Raw genomic sequence first — 20,008 nt, 5'->3', positions numbered from 1 at the left:
GGAACGCGGTCACAATCCCAGTATTTGAAACATGAAATTCCTGCAGATAGTGCTTGAACTTGGCTCATTGTCGAGTTGAGTTCGGCGCGCAATCGAGTAGAATTAGCCGCATCATTAGTCACTTAAGATAGAGAAAAATGGCTCAGTTTGTTTACAGCATGCTGCGGGTGGGTAAAATTGTTCCGCCTAAGAAGCAGATCCTTAAAGATATTTCTTTAAGCTTTTTCCCCGGCGCCAAAATTGGCGTACTCGGCCTCAACGGTTCAGGTAAGTCGACACTACTGCGCATTATGGCGGGTATCGACACCGAAATTGAAGGTGAAGCGCGCCCAATGCCAGGATTGAAAATCGGTTACCTGCCGCAGGAACCTAAACTCGATCCGAATCAAACCGTGCGCGAAGCGATTGAAGAAGCGGTAGCAGAGGCAAAAAATGCCCTGACTCGCCTCGATGCCGTTTATGCCGCCTACGCCGAGCCGGATGCCGATTTCGACGCCCTTGCAAAAGAGCAAGGCGAACTCGAAGCCATTATTCAAGCTCAAGATGCCCATAACTTAGAGTACGTCCTTGAGCGCGCCGCCAACGCACTGCGTCTGCCAGATTGGGATGAAAAAATCGAAGTGTTATCCGGTGGTGAACGTCGCCGCGTAGCGATTTGTCGCTTGCTGCTTGAAAAACCAGAAATGCTGTTACTGGACGAACCCACTAACCACTTGGATGCTGAATCTGTGGCGTGGCTTGAGCACTTCCTGCAGGAATATGCTGGTACTGTGGTCGCGATTACCCACGACAGATACTTCCTCGACAATGCTGCTGGCTGGATTTTAGAACTCGACCGCGGTGAAGGTATTCCGTGGGAAGGTAACTATTCTTCATGGCTTGAGCAAAAAGATGCCCGTCTGAAGCAAGAATCGGCTACCGAAAGCGCTCGCCAAAAGACCATTGCCAAGGAATTGGAATGGGTACGTCAAGGCGCGAAAGGCCGCCAGTCTAAAGGCAAGGCCCGTATGGCACGCTTTGAAGAGCTGAACACTAACGATTACCAAAAACGTAACGAAACCAACGAGCTGTTTATTCCGCCCGGACCTCGTTTAGGTGACAAGGTTATTGAAGTGAATAACCTGACCAAATCTTATGGTGACCGCGTTTTGATCGACAACCTGTCGTTCTCTGTACCTAAGGGTGCGATCGTCGGTATTATCGGTGCCAACGGCGCGGGTAAATCAACCCTGTTCCGCATGTTATCCGGCGCAGAAAAGCCAGACAGCGGCAGCATTGAGCTGGGTGATACTGTGCAACTGGCCTCGGTTGAGCAGTTCCGCGATTCGATGAATGATAAGAACACCATTTGGGAAGAAATTTCCGGTGGTCAAGACATCATGCGTATCAACAACATGGAAATTCCGAGCCGCGCCTATGTAGGCCGCTTCAACTTCCGTGGTGGCGATCAGCAAAAAGTCATCGGTACTTTATCTGGTGGTGAACGTAACCGCGTGCATTTAGCCAAACTGCTGCAAGCGGGCGGTAACGTATTACTCCTCGACGAACCCACCAACGACTTAGACGTTGAAACCCTGCGCGCACTGGAAGAAGCGATTCTGGAATTCCCAGGTTGCGCTATGGTGATTTCGCATGACCGTTGGTTCCTCGACCGTATCGCGACCCACATTCTGGATTATCGTGACGAAGGCCAAGTGAACTTCTACGAAGGTAACTACACAGAATACTCGGCATGGTTGAAAAACACCTATGGCGCCGATGTGGTTGAGCCACACCGCTTGAAATACAAGCGGATGATTAAGTAAATCTAGAATCTAGGCAAGTGTAAATCTGAGGAGTTTAACTCGAAAGGGTTAAGCTCCTTTTTTATGGCATCCAATTACGCTATGAGTGCTGTAGACTTTGGCACTATTTCAAAGGTGCTATTTCAAACTAACACTATTTCAATTCAAGCTGGCAAAGTAGGCCACCAGCATGTCCATCATCACCCTAAGTGCAGGCTGCATGTGTTTGCGGGATTGATACACGCCATACACACCGAGGGACTGAGGCTTGAACTCAGTTAATAAAGGCACTAGCTGACCCGAGTCTAAATAGGGTTTCGCCGCCCAAACCGGCTGCATAGCAATTCCCTCACCAGCCAGCGTGGCATTAAGCACCACCATGGAATCATTGGCGCTGAAATTCCCATTCACCGGCACGTTAAATACCTGACCTTGGTTTGACTTAGGATCGGAGTTAAGCGCCTGAGCCTGATTCGCCCCTACATCGGTTTTATAAAAGCGCCACATCACATCGCCAAAATAAGAATAGGTTAAACAGTTATGCTGAGTTAAATCCTCGGGATGCAGCACGGCGGCGCGCGCGGCAAGATAACTCGGTGCGGCGCACACCACAGACTCACACTCCCCTAAGCGTCTAGCGATAAGATTGGGATCGAGTTCATTGGTGATGCGAATAGCCAGATCAATACGCTCGGCGACTAAATCGACGGTTTGGCTGCTCACGTGGAAATTCACGCTCGCCTGCGGATAACTGGCTAAATATTGCTGTACCACGGGCGCTAAAATCTGATGCGCCAAAAACTGGGAGCAACTAATACGCAACAAGCCCCGCGGAATCGCCACAGCGGCGTGGCTTACCGCAGGCACTTCGTTAGCCAGTTCGAGCAGCCGATGGCAATAGTCCAGCACTTGCTCACCCGCGGGCGTTAAGCTGAGGCTACGCGTCGAACGATGCAGCAACCTAGCACCAGACCATTCTTCCATTTCGCTCAAGTAACGGGTCACCATAGAACGCGACATATCTAAGGCATTGGCGGCGCTGATCATGCTGCCGCGCTCAACAATAGTCACAAACACCTTAGCCGCTTCGAGTCTATCCATGATTTATCTCCACTCGCGTTAAATCAATAACGTTTAATCACTCACTTTCAAATCACTCGAAGGTTCACTCACATACTCACGTCACCACATGAATAATAACTAAGAGTACATACGGCTATTCGTCCGATTAATGCAACAAATATGGGCAGATACTCGCATTTATCTATTGATTATTGCAACCTATACTTAACTCACTTTTTGCAGCAGCTGCAAATCAATGAATGCTAAATCGAACCTTTTACTCTTTCACCCTGTGACTATAAGTGAGCCCCAAATGAACACATCGACCTATGCAATACGTAACACAGTTAATGCCACATTAAAGGCCTCGTCTAAAATCAGCCTAGCCGCCACCTTGTTGCTGGCAGGGCTTAGCGCGGTCAATGCAGCGCCATTGCAAGTGAGCCATTTTAATCCGGGCGAAAACAGCATCTTTGCCGTGTCATCGAGCTTTATCAGCGGCGAGAGTGAAATGATGCTAGTCGATGCGCAATTTCAAAATAACGATGCCCAAACATTGGTCGACACCATTAAGGCTAGCGGTAAAAAGCTGACTCAGGTGTATATCAGCCATAGCGATCCTGATTTCTATTTCGGCTTAGCCGTGATTAAAAAGAATTTCCCCGATGCACAAATCGTCGCGACTCAAACCACAGTCGATGCTATTAAAGCCTCAATGGAAGGCAAACTCGCCTACTGGGGGCCGATTTTAAAAGATAATGCGCCAAGCGAATTAGTGTTACCTAAGGCGATTCACAGTGACACTTTTACTATCGACGGTGAGCAAGTGATTATCAAAGGTTTTAATGATAAACACCCTAAACACACTTTCCTGTGGGTGCCATCGGCAAAAACCATTACAGGTGGCGTAGAAGTATTTGATAACACGCATGTTTGGATGGCTGACACTCAAACTGCCTCTGAGCGTCAGGAATGGTTAACCCATTTAGATGCAATGGAAAAACTGCTGCCGACCACAGTGATCCCAGGGCACTATTTAGGCGAAGCGCGATTTAATACCCACGCCATCGGTTTTACCCGTGAATATGTAAAAGCCTTTGAAATCGCGGCAAAAGCCTCGAAAGATTCAGCCGAATTAATCCAAAAGATGCTGGCGCTATACCCACAAATGCCAGCCGATGCAGGGCTTGAGATCAGCGCCAAAGTTTACATGGGCGAAATGACCTGGCCTATGTAAGCCCAGCCATATCTATCTAGGCGATTAGGTACAGTTAGTTAGGTGCAAAAGATAGTTAAGTGCAAACAGTTAAAGACAGGCACGTATTCGATTGCGTGCCACTTTTTTAGCTTAATGACTTCACCTAAATAACTGTACCAACCTAACTATTTTAATCGATGTTCTCAAAGGGCTTAAGTCGCTAATGTCGCGACGAACTTAAGCCAAAAGGTTTAACACTATGACTCAGCCAACAACTCATCCAACTAGCACAACCAGCAGCACAGCAACGGCCAAAGAGCGCACTCTGCACGCCATTATCGACCCTTTATGTGGTTGGTGTTATGCCGCTGCGCCTTTACTCGATGCCGCCGCAAAAGCAGGCTTTACCATTAAGCTCCACGGCGGCGGTATGCTCACGGGCCCAAGACGTAAACAAATCGATGCTAACTGGCGCGATTATGTTATGCCCCACGATCTGCGTATTGGCGAGCTAACTGGCCAGCCTTTTGGTGAAAACTACTTTGATGGTCTGCTGCGCGATACAACAGTCGTACTCGACTCGGCGCCCCCCATTAAAGCCATGCTCGCAGTCGATGCTATGGGTGGCGACAGTTTGGCCTATCTACACTCAGTACAACTGGCCCATTACCGCGATGGTCACAGCGCCAGTGATGAAGGTAATCTGGCAAAGTTAGCCGCTGAACTTGGGCTCGACCCTATGAGCTTTGCGCAGCATTATGCCCAAGGTGAATACAAGCTATATGAGCATATTGTTGAATCCAGAGCATTACTGAATCTGATGGGTGCCCAAGGCTTCCCTTCAATGGCTATAGAGGATGATGACGGCAACATAACCGCCATTAATATCAACCGCTTTTATGGCCAACCCGCCCAGTGGTTAAGCCATCTTGAAGCACAGTTTGAGTCGTAATCATGCCAACGCTTAATAGTGTTCCAACAAGCTCTTTAGTGAGTGAGCCTGCTCAGTTAAATCTCATTGAAACAGCAAGGCAAACTGATGCGAATCTTGCTCTTGTCAAAAGTACTTACGAGGGACACAGCTCAGCCGAAAATGCTAAAAATCTTGAGCATGCACTGGCAAATGACGCTCGCTGGACAGAGGCGGTAGGTTTTCCCTATGCGGGCACTTACATAGGTTTTAGCGCGATAGCCGCCAATGTGTTCGCCCGCCTCGAAAAAGAATGGGATAACTATCGCGTCGATATCGAAGACTATGTGGCGCAGGGTGATAAGGTTTTTGCCTTTGGCACTTATTCAGGTACTTATGTCAAAACGGGCAAACATTTTACCGCTCGAGTCGCCCATTTATGGAAGATACACAGCGGAAAAATCGTCAGTTTCGAGCAGTTTGTCGATAGTCATACCGTCGTCAATGCCATGTAACTGCCAATACCATGTAACGACAGTCATGCACTTATAGACATGCAATGATGGAATAACTGAATCACGAGGCGGGCAAGTTTAATTTAGCCCGCCCCACGACTTGCCGATGTTAAGCCTTATCCGTATGATTTAGTGTTTTCAATAGATTGAGCACTTGACATTAAGTACTTAAGATTAAGCACTTGCGATTAAGCGCTTGAAATTGAATTCGTCAAGCTGCACGTTCGAATACTCATCAACTCAAGTGTCTAAAATGACAAAATAAATAACTAAAACAAGAACAAGGATGCGGTCTAATGCAAATCAATTCGATGCCAGTCGGGGCTTACCCAATCATGCTATCTATGACGCGACTTAGCCGAGCCAGCCAATGGATACTCAAGCAACAGAGAAAATTCACGCTCCTGTTATGGTTTGTTACCGCGCTTCCCTTTGTCTCACTCTCCTTTAACTCATTCGCGGCCAATACCAGTGAAGCCGAGCCAGAACTAAAAATTCAAGAAAGCAGCGTCACCGATGGCCCTTATGTGTTTTTAGATGATGCTCAAAAAGACACAGCCTATTGGATTTGCCAGAGTGAACTAAAACAAACGCCGATTGCGAAGGCGCAGTTAACTCGCCCTACCAATTGCGGTGAATTACCCCAACCGCACCTTCATACACAAGCTGTCACGGTTGAGCCAGATACCTTCACCCATGTCAGCAAAATTGTCGCCCTTAGCGATGTACACGGCCAGTTTGATGTAATGATTAACTTGCTAAAAGCCCATCAGATTATCAACAAAGATAACCACTGGGCCTTTGGTGACGGTCATATGGTGATGACGGGCGACATGTTTGACCGTGGTCATCAAGTCAATGAAGTATTGTGGTTTTTATATTCCTTAGACCAAGAAGCCCAAGCTGCGGGCGGACGCTTACATCTACTCATGGGCAATCACGAGCAAATGGTGTTTCGCGGCGACTTACGCTACGTCAACGAACGCTATCAAGTCGCGGCCGATTTACTCAAACGCAGCTACGATGCGCTCTACAACAAAGACACCGAAATCGGCCAATGGCTTCGCAGCAAACATACCTTAGTCAAAATCAATAATATCTTGTTTATGCACGGCGGCATCAGCCCTGAATGGGTCGAGCGTAAATTAAATATCAACGATGCTAACCAATTATTTCGGCAGCATTTAGATGATAAAAAATCCGATTTAAAGCAAAATGATTTACTCAACTTTTTGTTTTTTACCAATGGTCCAACTTGGTATCGCGGCTACTTTAAAGATGAACTGAAAGAGTCAGATATCGATAGCATACTGAGCTATTTCAAGGTCGATCATATCGTCGTAGGGCACACATCGCAGGAACAAGTTATTGGGCTTTATCATAATAAAATCATTGCGATAGATAGCAGCATTAAGAATGGTAAATCAGGTGAGCTGTTACTTATCGACGCTGGAAAACTCCGCCGAGGTTTGTATCAGGGTGAGCAGGTTTCGCTATAACCTGCCTCACTAATATCTTTTGCCCCAATACGTGCATGAGCTAGCGCCTTAATCCACGAATGCGCTGGGGCAATAAGGCATGAATAAGCAAGGGTAAAACGGGCGCCCGCCATGGATCTAAATCGGCATAACACTCAATCGTATGCTCTCAATATACGCTCATCTTAATATCCATAAGTTCGCCAGTTTTAATTAACTCTGACTATACTCAAGCCAAGTGCGACTCACCTAAGTACTGGAGTAGAAATGGGGAAGAAATTACTCAGATTATCTAGCTTTTGCTTGTTTCTATTCAGCTTCTATCCCCCAGCATTTGCGGGCAGAGAACTCCAATTAGTCGCCACTAACTATCCTCCTTTTTATGCCGATGCCTTACCTGAACAGGGCGGCGTTGCGCAAGTCGTCAAAGAAGCTTTTAAACGCCAAGGTTACACTGCAAGTCTCAAGTTTTATCCCTTCGCCCGCGCAGCTTTACTCGTTAAAACAGGCCAAGCTGATGGCATCATTGGGCTCTGGTATCGTAAAGAGCGCGAGCAATGGGCCCAATATTCTGCGCCTATCCAACCCGTACAAATTGTATTTTATAAACGTAAAGATTCACCGCTGAGTTTCAGTCAACTTTCAGATCTTAAACCTTTCACTATCGGTATAGGTCGCGGTTACGCTAATCCACCAGAAATCTTCGCCGCGGGACTCACCACAGAGGAAGGAAATTCGGATGAGATGAATCTCAAAAAGCTGTTTTTAAAGCGTATTGACTTAGTCTTGATTGGCCATAACTTAGCGAGGTATTTAATTAAAAAAGGACCAAGTGAATATGAGGGTGCCTTTGAGCAAGTCGGCCACCCCATAGCGACTGAGGTATTTCATTTAGGGATCTCTTTGGCTGTGGCGGATCATCCGCAGTTAGTGACGGATTTTAATCAAGGTTTAGAGAGTATGCGACGCGATGGACGATTAGCGGCAATTTTAAGCCAATATCCTCAGATTGAAACGACTCAAGCGCCGATTAAAAAAACGCGAACTGAAATCCATCCCTAAAGTCCGTCCAGCTTTTAAAAAGCAATAACAGCACAAAAAAACAGCAAAACCCTCGTTGATATTGTGCTCAATGCTCAAAAAACACAATTTCTTTCATTTTCGTTCGCTTACCTTTACAAACTTTTACCCAACTGGCGTACGTTATTCACTAGAATAGCGCCATTAGAGCGATTACCTTTTTAAACTGCCTTTGCGCGAGATAATAATTACAATGAAAAAAACCATTATTGCCATTGCCCTGCTTGCGATTATCGCCACAGCGGTGAGTTTTAGTGATGTCCTTCAAGCGGCTAAACCCGAGAACGCGCCACATCTTATGCGTACCGTTCCTGTGGTCACGGGTGAAGTGATTGAATATCCATTAGCGCAATCTATCTCTCTTATCGGCAAACTCGCGGCTGAACGTGCAGTGATCATTGCACCGCAAGTCACAGGTAAGATTAAACAAGTCGCAGTGACCTCAAACCAAGCGGTGAAAAAAGGCCAGTTACTGATCGAACTCGATGATATGAAAGCCCAAGCCGCCGTCGCCGAGGCCAATGCTTTCCTCAATGATGAAAAACGTAAACTCAAAGAATTTGAAAAACTGATCAGCCGTAACGCCATTACCCAAACCGAGATTGACGCACAAAAAGCCAGTGTTGATATCGCCCAAGCACGCTTATCCTCCGCCCAAGCAGATTTACATTACCACTCGCTGATAGCGCCTTTTGCGGGTAATACTGGCCTGATTAATTTCAGCGAAGGCAAGATGGTCAGCATGGGCACTGAGTTGATGTCGCTAGATGATTTGTCCAGCATGCGTCTCGACTTACAAGTGCCTGAGCATTTCCTATCGCAACTGAGTATTGGCATGCAAGTATCAGCCACCAGTCGCGCTTGGCCGAATGAAATCTTTACTGGCAAAATGGTAGCTATCGATCCCCGCGTCAATGAGGAAACCTTAAACCTCAAAGTACGAGTGCTATTCGATAATCCGAAGAAACGCTTAAAACCGGGCATGATGATGTCGTCAACCATCACCTTCCCAGCGATTTCAGCACCTATGGTGCCAGTACAAGCTCTTGAATATTCAGGAACTAAACGTTACGTATACGTAGTTAGCGCCGACCACATTGCCCACCGCACAGAAGTGACACTCGGGGCACGTATCGATAACCAAGTCTTAATCGAAAGCGGTTTAAACATAGGTGACAAAGTCGTGGTACAGGGCTTAGTCAATATGCGCGATGGCCTGCAAATCAATGAAGTCACGCTCGATGATAAAGCCTCAGCCCGTGCGACAGAGCTTTCAGGTCCTAAAGCAACGGAGACGAAATAATGTGGTTATCCGATGTTTCGGTTAAACGCCCTGTCGTTGCCATCGTTTTAAGCTTACTGCTGTGTGTATTTGGCATAGTGTCGTTCACTAAACTGTCGATACGGGAAATGCCCGACGTCGAAAGCCCTGTGGTCACCATCAGCACCAGTTACTCGGGTGCGTCGGCGGCGATTATGGAAAGCCAGATCACTAAGACTTTAGAAGATGAACTAACAGGGATCAGTGGTATTGACGAAATCACCTCGACCACACGTAACGGTAGCTCGCGTATCACAGTTAAATTCCTCCTCGGTTGGAACTTAACCGAAGGGGTCAGCGATGTGCGCGATGCAGTGGCCCGCGCCCAACGCAGACTCCCAGAAGATGCAAAAGACCCCGTCGTCTCAAAAGACAACGGCTCCGGCGAACCCTCAGTCTATGTGAACTTAAGCTCGAGTGTGATGGACCGTACTCAATTAACGGACTACGCCCAGCGAGTACTCGAGGACAAATTCAGCTTAATCAGCGGCGTGAGTTCTATCAGCATTTCCGGCGGCTTGTATAAGGTCATGTACGTCAAGCTCAGACCCGAACAAATGGCAGGACGTAATGTCACAGCCACGGATATTATTAACGCCCTGCGTAAAGAGAACATAGAAACGCCCGGCGGCCAAGTGCGCAACGACACCACAGTGATGTCGGTGCGTACCAAACGCTTGTACTACACGCCGAAGGATTTCGACTATCTTGTGGTGCGTACCGCCAGCGATGGCACGGCTATCTACTTAAAAGATGTGGCGGATGTAGCTGTTGGAGCACAAAACGAAAACTCGACCTTCAAAAGCGACGGCATAGTTAACATCAGTTTAGGCATTATTGCCCAGTCCGATGCCAACCCTCTGCTCGTTGCCAAAGAAGTGCATAAAGAAGTTGATCGCGTACAAGACTTCCTGCCCGAAGGCACTAGCCTAGTGGTCGACTTCGACTCGACCGTATTTATCGACCGCTCGATTAACGAAGTGTATAGCACACTTTATGTCACCGGCGCCTTGGTCGTACTCGTGCTGTATATCTTCATTGGACAAGCACGAGCAACGTTAATCCCAGCGGTGACGGTTCCAGTATCTTTGATCTCGGCATTTATCGCCGCCAACATGCTAGGTTATTCGATTAATCTACTGACATTGATGGCATTAATTCTCTCCATCGGTCTAGTGGTGGATGATGCGATTGTGGTGGTTGAAAACATTTTCCACCATATCGAAAAAGGTGAAGAGCCCTTACTCGCCGCCTATAAAGGTACTCGCGAAGTGGGCTTTGCCGTTATCGCCACTACGGCGGTGCTGGTGATGGTATTCCTCCCTATTTCCTTTATGGAGGGCATGGTCGGGCTACTATTTACCGAGTTCTCCGTGATGCTGGCGGTGTCAGTGCTGTTCTCCTCCTTAGTGGCACTCACACTTACGCCTGTACTGAGCAGTAAATTACTCAAAGCCAACGTCAAACCGAATCGCTTTAATCGTTGGGTCGACAGCGGCTTTGCTCGCATGGAAAGCGTTTATCGTGTCGCCGTGACACGAGCGATTAAATTTCGTCTACTCGCACCGCTAGTCATACTCGCTTGTATCGGCGGCAGCGCTTGGTTAATGCAACAAGTACCGTCACAGCTTGCGCCGCAGGAAGACCGCGGCGTGTTGTTCGCCTTTATTAAAGGCGCCGAAGGCACCAGTTATAACCGTATGACAGCCAACATGGACATAGTCGAAGACAGACTCATGCCCTTGCTAGGTAAAGGTGTGCTGCGATCCTTCAGCGTACAAGCTCCCGCCTTTGGTGGCCGTGCTGGCGATCAAACTGGCTTTGTCATCATGCAGCTAGAAGATTGGGAACACCGCGATGTGACAGCGCAGCAAGCCCTTGGAATTATTAGCAATGCCTTAAAGGATATTCCAGATGTAATGGTTCGCCCTATGATGCCAGGCTTTAGGGGGCAATCGAGCGAACCCGTGCAATTTGTACTTGGTGGTTCGGACTATGCCGAACTGTTTAAGTGGGCGCAGATATTGAAAGAAGAGGCTAACGCTAGCCCTATGATGGAAGGGGCTGACTTAGACTACGCAGAAACAACGCCAGAACTCATTGTTACTGTCGATAAAGAGCGCGCCGCAGAACTGGGGATCAGTGTCGACCAAGTATCGGAAACCTTAGAAGTCATGCTGGGTGGCCGCACCGAAACGACCTTTGTTGATCGAGGCGAAGAATACGATGTGTATTTACGCGGTGATGAAAACAGTTTCAACAATGTCGGTGATCTGAGCCAAATCTACATGCGGTCAGCTAAGGGCGAATTAGTCACTCTCGATACTGTCACCCATATAGAAGAAATTGCCTCGGCACAAAGATTAAGCCACACCAATAAGCAAAAATCGATCACCCTCAAGGCTAACGTCAGTGAAGGTTACACCTTAGGTGAAGGCTTAAAGTTCCTTGACGCTAAAGCCATTGAATTATTACCTAAAGATATTTCGATTGGTTACACGGGCGAATCCAAAGACTTTAAAGAAAACCAAAGCAGTATCTTTATCGTATTTGGTTTAGCTTTACTGGTTGCCTACTTAGTATTAGCCGCACAGTTTGAGAGCTTTATCAACCCGTTAGTGGTGATGTTTACTGTGCCTATGGGTGTATTCGGTGGTTTCTTAGGACTACTGATCACCAGCCAAGGGATCAACATCTACAGCCAGATAGGCATGATCATGTTGATTGGTATGGTAACTAAAAACGGTATCCTTATCGTAGAGTTTGCTAACCAATTGCGTGACCGCGGTTTTGAACTCGATAAAGCTATTATCGATGCGTCATCCCGTCGTTTGCGGCCAATCCTAATGACAGCCTTCACCACCTTAGTGGGCGCTGTGCCGTTAATTTTCTCGACGGGCGCAGGCTCAGAAAGTCGTATCGCTGTGGGTACTGTAGTGTTCTTCGGTATGGCATTCGCCACCTTTGTGACACTACTCGTCATCCCTGCCATGTATCGATTAATCTCGGCAGCGACCCATTCACCGGGTTATGTTGAAGCTAAGCTCGAAGCGGCGATTAAAGCGCAAGAGTTAGCGGCCCAAGAGGTGGCCGCAAAGCAGGAACTCGCACCTAAAGCCTAACGCGAATCATAGCTCTTGATAATCGAATAACAAAAAGCCAAGGTACTCAGTGCCTTGGCTTTTTTCTCATTAACATTTTAAGCGTTTTTTGCTTTATTGGCTAAGCCTAAAAGTAAACCGAGACCAGCACCAAGCGGTTTTTGACGGCGGGTTAACATGTTACCGAGCGCGACTAGCAAGAGTCCCACGCTTGAATACCAAGTCCACTGATAATCCTCAAACACACTCGATACACTTAACGCCACCACAGGGGTAATCACCAACAGATACGCAGCGGCATTAGCGCCAATTCGCTCAACCAAGATCAAATAAGCGGTAAAGCCAACCACAGAGGCGATAACGGCTAAGTAGAACAAGCTGCCAAGATAGCTGGTTGTCAGCGGTAAACTAAAGCTTAAATCTTTAAACCAAATGATGAGCAATAAGGCCGCACTGCCATAGCACATGGCATACGCTGTTGAAGTAAAGGGCGACACATTATCGCGCGAGTTGCGCATACTGATCATGTTACCAATCGAGAAAAACCACGTACCTAGCAGCGAAAACAATAAGCCCCAAACTAAATTTTGTGACCACTGAGTCGCGAGCAAATCGGCACCAAAGAGTAAGCTAATGCCCCCCAGACCGACACCGACGCCTAACCAAAAATTACGACTAGTTGGCGTACCGTAAAAAATGCGGCCATGTATCGCATTAAAAATGGGGGCAGTGGCCATAATCACCGCCGTTAAACCGCTGGCGATATAATGGGTTGCGGTATAAAACGCGATAAAGTTCAAACAAAATAGACACACGCCTTGTAGTGCAAACCAAGGATGCTGCCTAAGCTTTACCGCTTGCAGCTTGTTAAAGGCAAAGCCAATGGCGAACATCAAGAGACTCGCAATCGCAAACCGATAGAAAATCGAGACTTCCGTCGCCACCTCACCGTGCTGCCACTTAATGGCAATCCACGAAAAACCCCACACAAAAATCATCAGCAAATACATCACAGCAGCCATAATGAGTCCCCTACACCTTCATAAAATGCTTAATGAGGCAAACTATACAACTATGGCTTTCGTCCTTATGTCACCATCTTGTTGGTCATAACACGATATTGCGGTTTTAATCGCGAGCGGACGTTGAGCCACGCCCATAAGTGCGATAATTTGGAAAGACAAAATGCTTAGCCAGTGAGATCACTAGGAACCCATGGAGCCCAAATACATCAGTTTTGATAAATCCGCCAAAACCTGTATTCGTAAGCAAGCGATTACGGAGGATTTATCTTGGGCCCATTATCAAAATGCGGGCGAGCGTCTGTATTACCAAAACGATGCACAACATACGCTGAGCATGTATCTGGATGGCGGCTACGAAACCCACAGAACCGATATCAAGGCCGACTATGGCGCGCCCAGTAAGTTTTGCCTTATGCCCCAAGGCTGCCAAAGCCATTGGCAACTGGGACAACCGCAGCAGTTTATGCATTTGTATTTTAGCGATGAACATCTTAAAAAATTGGCGGTGCGAGTCTTTGATAAAGATCCACGCCAAGTGCGTTTACCTGAGTTGACCTTTGTCGATAATCCGAGATTAGAGGCGCTGTTTCGGCACCAAGTTGCCGGGCTCGATTGGCAGACGAGTGATCACCATCTGATGATGGAACAAGTAACCGACACTGTGCTGGTGACTTTGCTGCAAAGCTCAGGCTTTAATTTGTCGGTGGGGCCAATTAAGGGTGGACTCGCACCTAAAGTGGCCAAAGCGATCAAAGAGTTTATTCATTGCCATTCCCATAGGCAGATTTACTTGTCTGAGTTGGCCGAGCTTGCCCAACTTAGCGAGTACCATTTTTGTCGCATGTTTAAATGCCAATTTGCGATGACGCCGCAGGAGTATTTGCTGCAAGTGCGCATTGAAAAGGTCAAACAAAGCTTGAGCCATTCAACGCAATCCTTGACCGATATCGCCCTCAATAATGGCTTTGCCAATCAAAGTCATATGGGGCGTTACTTTAAAAAACTCTGCGGCATGTCACCGGGCGAATATCAAAAATACCATAGAAGCTAACATACGCTTTGGGTTCACAATCTCGACGGCTGAACCCAACACTCTAACATCCTTGAAAACCCCATTGCCTCGATATGCTATAGTGCCCTTACTCCCCTAACCGCTGGAAAACGCCTTGAAAAAAATCGCTTTATTTGTCGATGTACAAAACATCTATTACACCTGCCGTGAAGCCTATGGTCGCCAATTTAATTATCGTAAACTGTGGCAACACTTAGGTTATGAAGGTGATATAGCGTTGGCCGTGGCTTATGCCATCCATAAGGGCGACGATGGGCAATTGAAATTTCAAGACGCGTTAAAGCACATAGGTTTTGAGGTGAAGTTAAAACCTTTCATCCAACGTAGTGATGGTTCGGCCAAAGGCGATTGGGACGTGGGGATCACGATAGATATTATGGAAGCGGCGAGTGAAGTGGATACTGTGATCTTATTGTCTGGGGATGGCGATTTCGATTTATTGCTGCAAAAAATCCATCAAAAATATGGCGTTGAAACCCAAGTCTATGGCGTCCCTACCCTGACGGCTAAATCCTTAAGGGATGCAGCCTCTCAATTTCATCCCATAGATGAGGCGTTATTGCTCTAGTCACAAGACAAAAATGAGGCGATTCATCACACTAACCGCATCAAACACCTTCGCCATATTTAAAGGCCACTTTTTGATAATACAAACAACACACTAATGATAGGTAATGTCCGTATACATAGGGGCGAGACGTTTTAGAAAGGCATTACGGGTAGATAGCGGAATATGTTGCTCTTTCATCGATTCAATCAAATGGCCGACTAAGGCATCGAAATCCGCTTGAGTAATATTCAAGCCTCTATGACTGTGCTGCATACTTTCGCCGTGATACACGCAGCCGCCATCGGCAACCAGACAGAAATGTTCAATGGCACGCTCACGAAATAACGCAATATCTGTCTCTTGAAAGTGATGCACTATGCGTGGATCAGTGGCAATACGTGCCAGCAAACCATCGACTATCGCCGATACGCCTGCGTTACCACCTAAATCTTGGTATAAGGTTTGATGGCTTGCGGTTTGGCGACTCAAGAGATTTTGTGATGCTGAGGTTTCGGTCGTTTGCACCGCACAGCCAGTGAAAAAAAACACTGCGACGAAAGGTATTAGCTTCACCCGTAAACGCCTCATAACGCCCCCTCCACCGACAGGTACCAACCCCGTTGCTCTTCAAACCCCGCAATGCTGCCCAAATTCGCATAGGCCGTAACCACGGAAAAATGCTTATTGATAAACCACGCTAAAAACACATCTTGCCAATCATCCTCCTGGGCAAAAGCTAACTCATCGGGTTTCTGGCGATATTCGATACCCAGTGCCACATTATCCGTCAGCAATACCGCGGCAGAGGCTTCGAGCACAAACTGGTAATCATGATTGGCTTGAGTACCAAAACCCAATAAACCCGTTTGATTCGCCTTGGTCGCGCGCACGGTCCCATTGAGTAATACATTTCGTCCCGCTATCGCATCAAAAAATACTTTGCTGGCAGCAATATACACATCTAAACCCCAATCATCCCGCGCCCCAACTGCCTGAGGAATCGCAAAGTCATCGACTCTTTTATACTGGGCACCTAAGGTAATTTGCGGCATAGCCGTATAAAGCAGCTCTCCGGCAAGCTTGTATTTTACGCCGAAGATATCTTGGCCTAACTCGCCGCCCATAGTATCCAAATCAAAGGTTTGCCGCGCAACGCTCAGCTCGAATCGATTATCAAAACTCAAAGAAGCACCGATCACTTTCAGCGTAAAATCATCGACATAGACACCCGTCGCCATCGCCGTTGCCGACCATTCACCGCTACTGCCATAACCGTTGATCACAGCCCATGGCACTATGCCACCGCCAGCACTGCCTTCAATCATCGTCCCGCCGCCAGTCGCGACCACACGGCTACCTTCAGCAAACGTAGGAACAGTGCTCAATAGTAAAAATAGGCAAGACAAAGCCTTAACATAAGTCCAAGTTAATGAATTCAACTTCAATGCATTTATGGAAATGTTCACTTGATGCTCCGCTCTAATTCTGTCGACGATGAATCGTTAGTCTAGCGTCTTTGCATATTGACTTGAGTAAATGCGCTTATGCATCAGCGGTATTTGGATGGTTAAACGCCTCGAACCACAGATCAAATTCAGCCGCTTTTAAGGGTTTCGAAAACACGTAACCTTGAATGATATCGCAATCAAGATTACGCAATATCTCAACACCTTCTTGTTCTTCAACGCCTTCGGCTACTACGGTAAAACCTAAGCCATGGATCAATTTAATACTCGTATCGACTATCATCACATCCTGGCTATCCGTGAGCATGTCTTTGATAAAGCTGCGATCAATTTTCACCTCATTAACGGGTAAAATTTTCAAATAGGCTAATGATGAATGACCTGTGCCAAAATCATCAATGGCAACAGACACACCCATGTCACGGAATCGCTGTAATACACTCACCACAGTCTGTGCATCTTTCATCACGGCGCCTTCAGTGACTTCGATACAGAGTGCACCGCTTGGCAGATTATTATCTTTCAGTAAAATGGCGATTTGATTCGGTAAGCGAGTATCGACTAAATCATGGGCCGACAGGTTAATAGCCAGTTTTAGCACTATACCCCGCCGCTGCCATGTCACTAATTGCTGAATTGCCTGCTTCAATACCCACTGGCTAACAATATCAATGTTGCCTGAATTTTCAGCCAGTTGGATAAATTCATCGGGCGGAATAAACCCTAGCGTAGGATGTTGCCAGCGGATCAATGCCTCGGCGCCAGTGCACTGGTTTAGGCGTAAATCCACTTTAGGTTGGAACACTAAATACAATTGGTTTTGCGCTAAACCTATAGGCAAATCACGGATAATCGTCAGCTCACGCTGATACTTTTCATCGGCGCCTTGACGATAACTGACAATACGTTGCTCTTCGAGACAGGCTTGATTGAGGGCAATTTCGGCGCGGCGCACCAATACATCGATATCAGCACCATTACCATCGATTTCGAGTAATCCCGCCCGCACGGTAAGAGAAATGTTTGAGCCTTGGATTGGAAAGGGAGACTCCAACATATCCAATGATTTCAGCAAGTGCTCGGGGCGGATCCCTTGACTGTAAAGGAGTAAAAATGAGTCACCATCTAAACGCGCCAGTAAATCCGGTGTCGGTGCTAATTGCTCTAGGCGACGAGCAAAAAGCAGTAACAAAGTATCGGCATTGGCAAAACCAATAATATCGTTGATATGACGGAAATGTTTAATATCTAACAACACCATAGCACCGGATAATTTATCGTTAAGATCCGCCAAATGCTGTTTTGCCGCAAAACGATTGAGTAATCCCGTCAAACTGTCGTGGCGGGATTGATAGACTAAATCCTTTTCCCGCGCTTCAATATCATCGCGCATTAAGGACAAACTTTTGGCCAACACCCGCAGTTCTGCTGGCGCACCTTGAATATTGGCAGGCTGCTTACCTTGACCGATTTTGCGGGCATAATTCACAAGTTGATGCACGGGTTCAGTCAAACTGCCCGACAACCAAATCGCAATCGCAATCGCCAGTGCTAAGGTCAAAGCAAAAATCAGCAGCATATTATTGCGTAGTTGCTGATAACTTTGCTGCCACTTAAGGTTTGATTGATGTAGTAGTGCTAATTGGCTGCCGTTGTGATCATAAAGTTTGATGCCCATAGACAGATGATCTACGGGAATACTTTCACTAGGCATTTTCAGCAAGCTAGGCAATAAGCTCGCCTGCTCAATTACGCTTAACTTTTCATTATCTGATAAGGTTGAAGCAATTTCAGTGCGGCCCGTTGCCTGATTGACAAAACTCACATCGATGCCCGTAATGGCTTTAGCTTGTTGGGCGACCTTCTCATCTAATAGAAACCCCATGCCAACCCAAGCGATTAAGGTCGGCGCCTTCACCGGCTGCAGCACAAACTGATAGCTAGCATGATCAAAATTAAGGATAGCTAACGCATTATGATTGCTGGTGGTCATATTAAATAAGGATTGAATATCATCCTGAGTGAGTCCAGGCAAACTCGAGGTCAAGAGCTCCCCTTTAGGTGATAGCAATACAGCGGCGTCGGCACCAATACGAGATCCATGATTAGATAACACTGACTCAATGGTTTCTTGCTCACCAGTAGCAATCGCGCGCTTAAAACCAAAATCGGCACTGAGTACGGACAAACTTTGACTGAGCTGAATACCGCGATTCGATAACACTTCAAGAAACACATTCGCGCCAATATCGAGGCTTTTCTGTTGCTGTAAAAAGTTATCTTTTTCGGTCGCTGTCAACACGGAAAATGCCGTGGCAAATTGCACCAACGTCAGCACAATAAAGAAAACTAAAATCAGCCGAGCGCGAAAACTATTTAGCATGTAATGGCTTACCTTCAGAATCGTAGTGACCAAATCCCGACGGCGGAGCCGACGGTTTAGCTTGACGCTCAATGTCTAAGGGCAGGCTGAGTTGATTAGGGCCATTAACTATCAGTAAATCCGTTGGCTCTGATGCCGCCTTCTGCCATGGATGCCAGCGCTTAACTTTATATTGACCGGCGGTAAGTCCCTTAAACTGGATCTCACCTTTTTCGTCCGTCACAGCGACAATAGGGCTATCAGCCACATAGATAAATGCCTGCATATAATCGTGAATATTACAGCCAAGCGCGACCAAACCAGGTTTATCGAACTGAATCGGCGCTTCGGCCTGACCCACATACAATTTAAGTTCGAAAGGTTTAGCTTCTGAAAAAGAATACACATGGTGGCGAGTACGATCTAAGTTGGGAAAATCCACCTTTGCACCTTTAGGCACCGCCAGCACAAAGGGGATAAAGGTTCGATTTTTTTGCGACATTTCATAATGCTCGATAGGTATCGCATTATCGGGCATTACAGCAGGGATCAGCTCCACAACAGTATCGGCAATGGCCTGTTGTTGCAGATCTACAACATTAATATTGAGTTCAGCAGCCATGACTTGAGGCGTGAAATAGATCAAAACGCAAAGTACTAACGCATATAAAACGCGATATAGGATCATCCGTTACCTCGGGCATAGTGATGCAAGGTCAACAAGTACCTTAGCTGAGTTCTGCGTAAAAAAACGATCTAGATTCATCTAGCATTGTACATTACTAATATATTGAATAATCATCAAAATATATAGAAAAGTCGTAAAACAGTAACCATTCTAATCATACTGTGATAATGACGCGCTCAAGTGGCAATAAGTTATAAGCTAACAGAATGGTCTGGTAATAGTTATTCATTGTTTCTTATTGATGATCCAGAAAATACCAACGATATTCCTCATTTCTGGTTTTAGTTTTAACCTAGTGAGCAATACCATCACTAAGCATCAATTGACCTAATGTTATTTAACCCCAGCTAAAGATAGTCAAATCTAATCGCTCTCGCCGTGAATAAACAAAAAAGG

The 20,008-nt window shown here is 46.7% G+C and carries 16 protein-coding genes; 10 read left to right on the top strand and 6 right to left on the bottom strand.

Annotation, left to right across the window (positions count from 1 at the left end; translation table 11 throughout):
* Positions 1-137: 137 nt before the first annotated feature.
* Entirely contained in the window at positions 138-1,805 is a 1,668-nt protein-coding gene (ettA, locus tag L5M28_RS13895; protein ID WP_028761391.1) for an energy-dependent translational throttle protein EttA, read from the top strand.
* A gap of 138 nt (positions 1,806-1,943) precedes the next feature.
* Here ettA and L5M28_RS13890 read toward each other — a convergent pair whose 3' ends face one another.
* Positions 1,944-2,885 (bottom strand): LysR family transcriptional regulator, encoded by a 942-nt coding sequence (locus L5M28_RS13890; protein WP_263203641.1) that lies wholly within the window; start codon positions 2,883-2,885, stop codon positions 1,944-1,946.
* Positions 2,886-3,159: 274 nt separating this feature from the next.
* Here L5M28_RS13890 and L5M28_RS13885 point away from each other — a divergent pair, with 274 nt between their 5' ends.
* The 7 genes from L5M28_RS13885 to L5M28_RS13855 all read left to right on the top strand — a co-directional run bounded on the left by L5M28_RS13885 (position 3,160) and on the right by L5M28_RS13855 (position 12,470).
* Complete coding sequence (locus L5M28_RS13885; RefSeq protein ID WP_263195703.1) at positions 3,160-4,083, top strand: MBL fold metallo-hydrolase; 924 nt, start codon at positions 3,160-3,162, stop codon at positions 4,081-4,083.
* A gap of 220 nt (positions 4,084-4,303) precedes the next feature.
* Positions 4,304-4,996, top strand: a complete 693-nt coding sequence (locus tag L5M28_RS13880; protein ID WP_263203640.1) for a DsbA family protein — start codon at positions 4,304-4,306, stop codon at positions 4,994-4,996.
* A 2-nt stretch (positions 4,997-4,998) separates the two neighbouring features.
* The gene (locus L5M28_RS13875; RefSeq protein ID WP_263203639.1) at positions 4,999-5,469 is read left to right on the top strand and encodes a nuclear transport factor 2 family protein; all 471 of its coding nucleotides are present in this window, start codon (positions 4,999-5,001) and stop codon (positions 5,467-5,469) included.
* Between the two features lie 296 nt (positions 5,470-5,765).
* Positions 5,766-6,968, top strand: a complete 1,203-nt coding sequence (locus L5M28_RS13870) for a metallophosphoesterase (RefSeq protein ID WP_263203638.1) — start codon at positions 5,766-5,768, stop codon at positions 6,966-6,968.
* Positions 6,969-7,214: 246 nt separating this feature from the next.
* On the top strand, positions 7,215-8,009 hold the full coding sequence (locus L5M28_RS13865; RefSeq protein WP_263203637.1) for a substrate-binding periplasmic protein: 795 nt from the start codon (positions 7,215-7,217) through the stop codon (positions 8,007-8,009).
* A gap of 211 nt (positions 8,010-8,220) precedes the next feature.
* Entirely contained in the window at positions 8,221-9,330 is a 1,110-nt protein-coding gene (locus L5M28_RS13860; protein WP_028761398.1) for an efflux RND transporter periplasmic adaptor subunit, read from the top strand.
* Complete coding sequence (locus tag L5M28_RS13855) at positions 9,330-12,470, top strand: multidrug efflux RND transporter permease subunit (RefSeq protein WP_263203636.1); 3,141 nt, start codon at positions 9,330-9,332, stop codon at positions 12,468-12,470. The genes L5M28_RS13860 and L5M28_RS13855 overlap by 1 nt, the downstream gene beginning before the upstream one ends.
* A 77-nt stretch (positions 12,471-12,547) precedes the next feature.
* Here L5M28_RS13855 and L5M28_RS13850 read toward each other — a convergent pair whose 3' ends face one another.
* On the bottom strand, positions 12,548-13,471 hold the full coding sequence (locus tag L5M28_RS13850) for a DMT family transporter (protein WP_263203635.1): 924 nt from the start codon (positions 13,469-13,471) through the stop codon (positions 12,548-12,550).
* A 193-nt stretch (positions 13,472-13,664) separates the two neighbouring features.
* Here L5M28_RS13850 and L5M28_RS13845 point away from each other — a divergent pair, with 193 nt between their 5' ends.
* On the top strand, positions 13,665-14,525 hold the full coding sequence (locus L5M28_RS13845; RefSeq protein ID WP_028761405.1) for an AraC family transcriptional regulator: 861 nt from the start codon (positions 13,665-13,667) through the stop codon (positions 14,523-14,525).
* A gap of 115 nt (positions 14,526-14,640) precedes the next feature.
* Positions 14,641-15,114, top strand: coding sequence for an NYN domain-containing protein (locus L5M28_RS13840; protein WP_006082658.1), 474 nt, complete (start codon positions 14,641-14,643; stop codon positions 15,112-15,114).
* A gap of 93 nt (positions 15,115-15,207) precedes the next feature.
* Here L5M28_RS13840 and L5M28_RS13835 read toward each other — a convergent pair whose 3' ends face one another.
* From L5M28_RS13835 to L5M28_RS13820, 4 genes are all read right to left on the bottom strand, one after another.
* Complete coding sequence (locus tag L5M28_RS13835) at positions 15,208-15,684, bottom strand: group I truncated hemoglobin (RefSeq protein ID WP_263203634.1); 477 nt, start codon at positions 15,682-15,684, stop codon at positions 15,208-15,210.
* Positions 15,681-16,562: a DUF3034 family protein gene (locus tag L5M28_RS13830; RefSeq protein WP_263203633.1), complete on the bottom strand. Its 882-nt coding sequence runs from the start codon at positions 16,560-16,562 to the stop codon at positions 15,681-15,683. Before L5M28_RS13830 ends, L5M28_RS13835 begins: the two co-directional genes overlap by 4 nt.
* 76 nt (positions 16,563-16,638) lie before the next feature.
* On the bottom strand, positions 16,639-18,945 hold the full coding sequence (locus tag L5M28_RS13825; RefSeq protein WP_263203632.1) for a GGDEF domain-containing phosphodiesterase: 2,307 nt from the start codon (positions 18,943-18,945) through the stop codon (positions 16,639-16,641).
* Positions 18,935-19,612, bottom strand: coding sequence for a methylamine utilization protein (locus L5M28_RS13820; RefSeq protein ID WP_263203631.1), 678 nt, complete (start codon positions 19,610-19,612; stop codon positions 18,935-18,937). Before L5M28_RS13820 ends, L5M28_RS13825 begins: the two co-directional genes overlap by 11 nt.
* Between the last annotated feature and the right edge of the window lie 396 nt (positions 19,613-20,008).

Origin of the sequence: Shewanella sp. SW32, from assembly GCF_025653365.1 — a bacterium.
In the GTDB taxonomy this organism is placed as follows: domain Bacteria; phylum Pseudomonadota; class Gammaproteobacteria; order Enterobacterales; family Shewanellaceae; genus Shewanella; species Shewanella oncorhynchi.
Note: the sequence above shows the minus strand (reverse complement) of the source record. Positions and strands in the feature narration are given on the sequence as shown.

Excerpts from the sequence above, each read along its gene's own strand:
- ettA (WP_028761391.1), top strand. The coding sequence starts at position 138 with ATGGCTCAGTTTGTTTACAGCATGCTGCGGGTGGGTAAAATTGTTCCG.
- L5M28_RS13890 (WP_263203641.1), bottom strand. The coding sequence starts at position 2,885 with ATGGATAGACTCGAAGCGGCTAAGGTGTTTGTGACTATTGTTGAGCGC.
- L5M28_RS13885 (WP_263195703.1), top strand. The coding sequence starts at position 3,160 with ATGAACACATCGACCTATGCAATACGTAACACAGTTAATGCCACATTA.
- L5M28_RS13880 (WP_263203640.1), top strand. The coding sequence starts at position 4,304 with ATGACTCAGCCAACAACTCATCCAACTAGCACAACCAGCAGCACAGCA.
- L5M28_RS13875 (WP_263203639.1), top strand. The coding sequence starts at position 4,999 with ATGCCAACGCTTAATAGTGTTCCAACAAGCTCTTTAGTGAGTGAGCCT.
- L5M28_RS13870 (WP_263203638.1), top strand. The coding sequence starts at position 5,766 with ATGCAAATCAATTCGATGCCAGTCGGGGCTTACCCAATCATGCTATCT.
- L5M28_RS13865 (WP_263203637.1), top strand. The coding sequence starts at position 7,215 with ATGGGGAAGAAATTACTCAGATTATCTAGCTTTTGCTTGTTTCTATTC.
- L5M28_RS13860 (WP_028761398.1), top strand. The coding sequence starts at position 8,221 with ATGAAAAAAACCATTATTGCCATTGCCCTGCTTGCGATTATCGCCACA.
- L5M28_RS13855 (WP_263203636.1), top strand. The coding sequence starts at position 9,330 with ATGTGGTTATCCGATGTTTCGGTTAAACGCCCTGTCGTTGCCATCGTT.
- L5M28_RS13850 (WP_263203635.1), bottom strand. The coding sequence starts at position 13,471 with ATGGCTGCTGTGATGTATTTGCTGATGATTTTTGTGTGGGGTTTTTCG.
- L5M28_RS13845 (WP_028761405.1), top strand. The coding sequence starts at position 13,665 with ATGGAGCCCAAATACATCAGTTTTGATAAATCCGCCAAAACCTGTATT.
- L5M28_RS13835 (WP_263203634.1), bottom strand. The coding sequence starts at position 15,684 with ATGAGGCGTTTACGGGTGAAGCTAATACCTTTCGTCGCAGTGTTTTTT.
- L5M28_RS13825 (WP_263203632.1), bottom strand. The coding sequence starts at position 18,945 with ATGCTAAATAGTTTTCGCGCTCGGCTGATTTTAGTTTTCTTTATTGTG.
- L5M28_RS13820 (WP_263203631.1), bottom strand. The coding sequence starts at position 19,612 with ATGATCCTATATCGCGTTTTATATGCGTTAGTACTTTGCGTTTTGATC.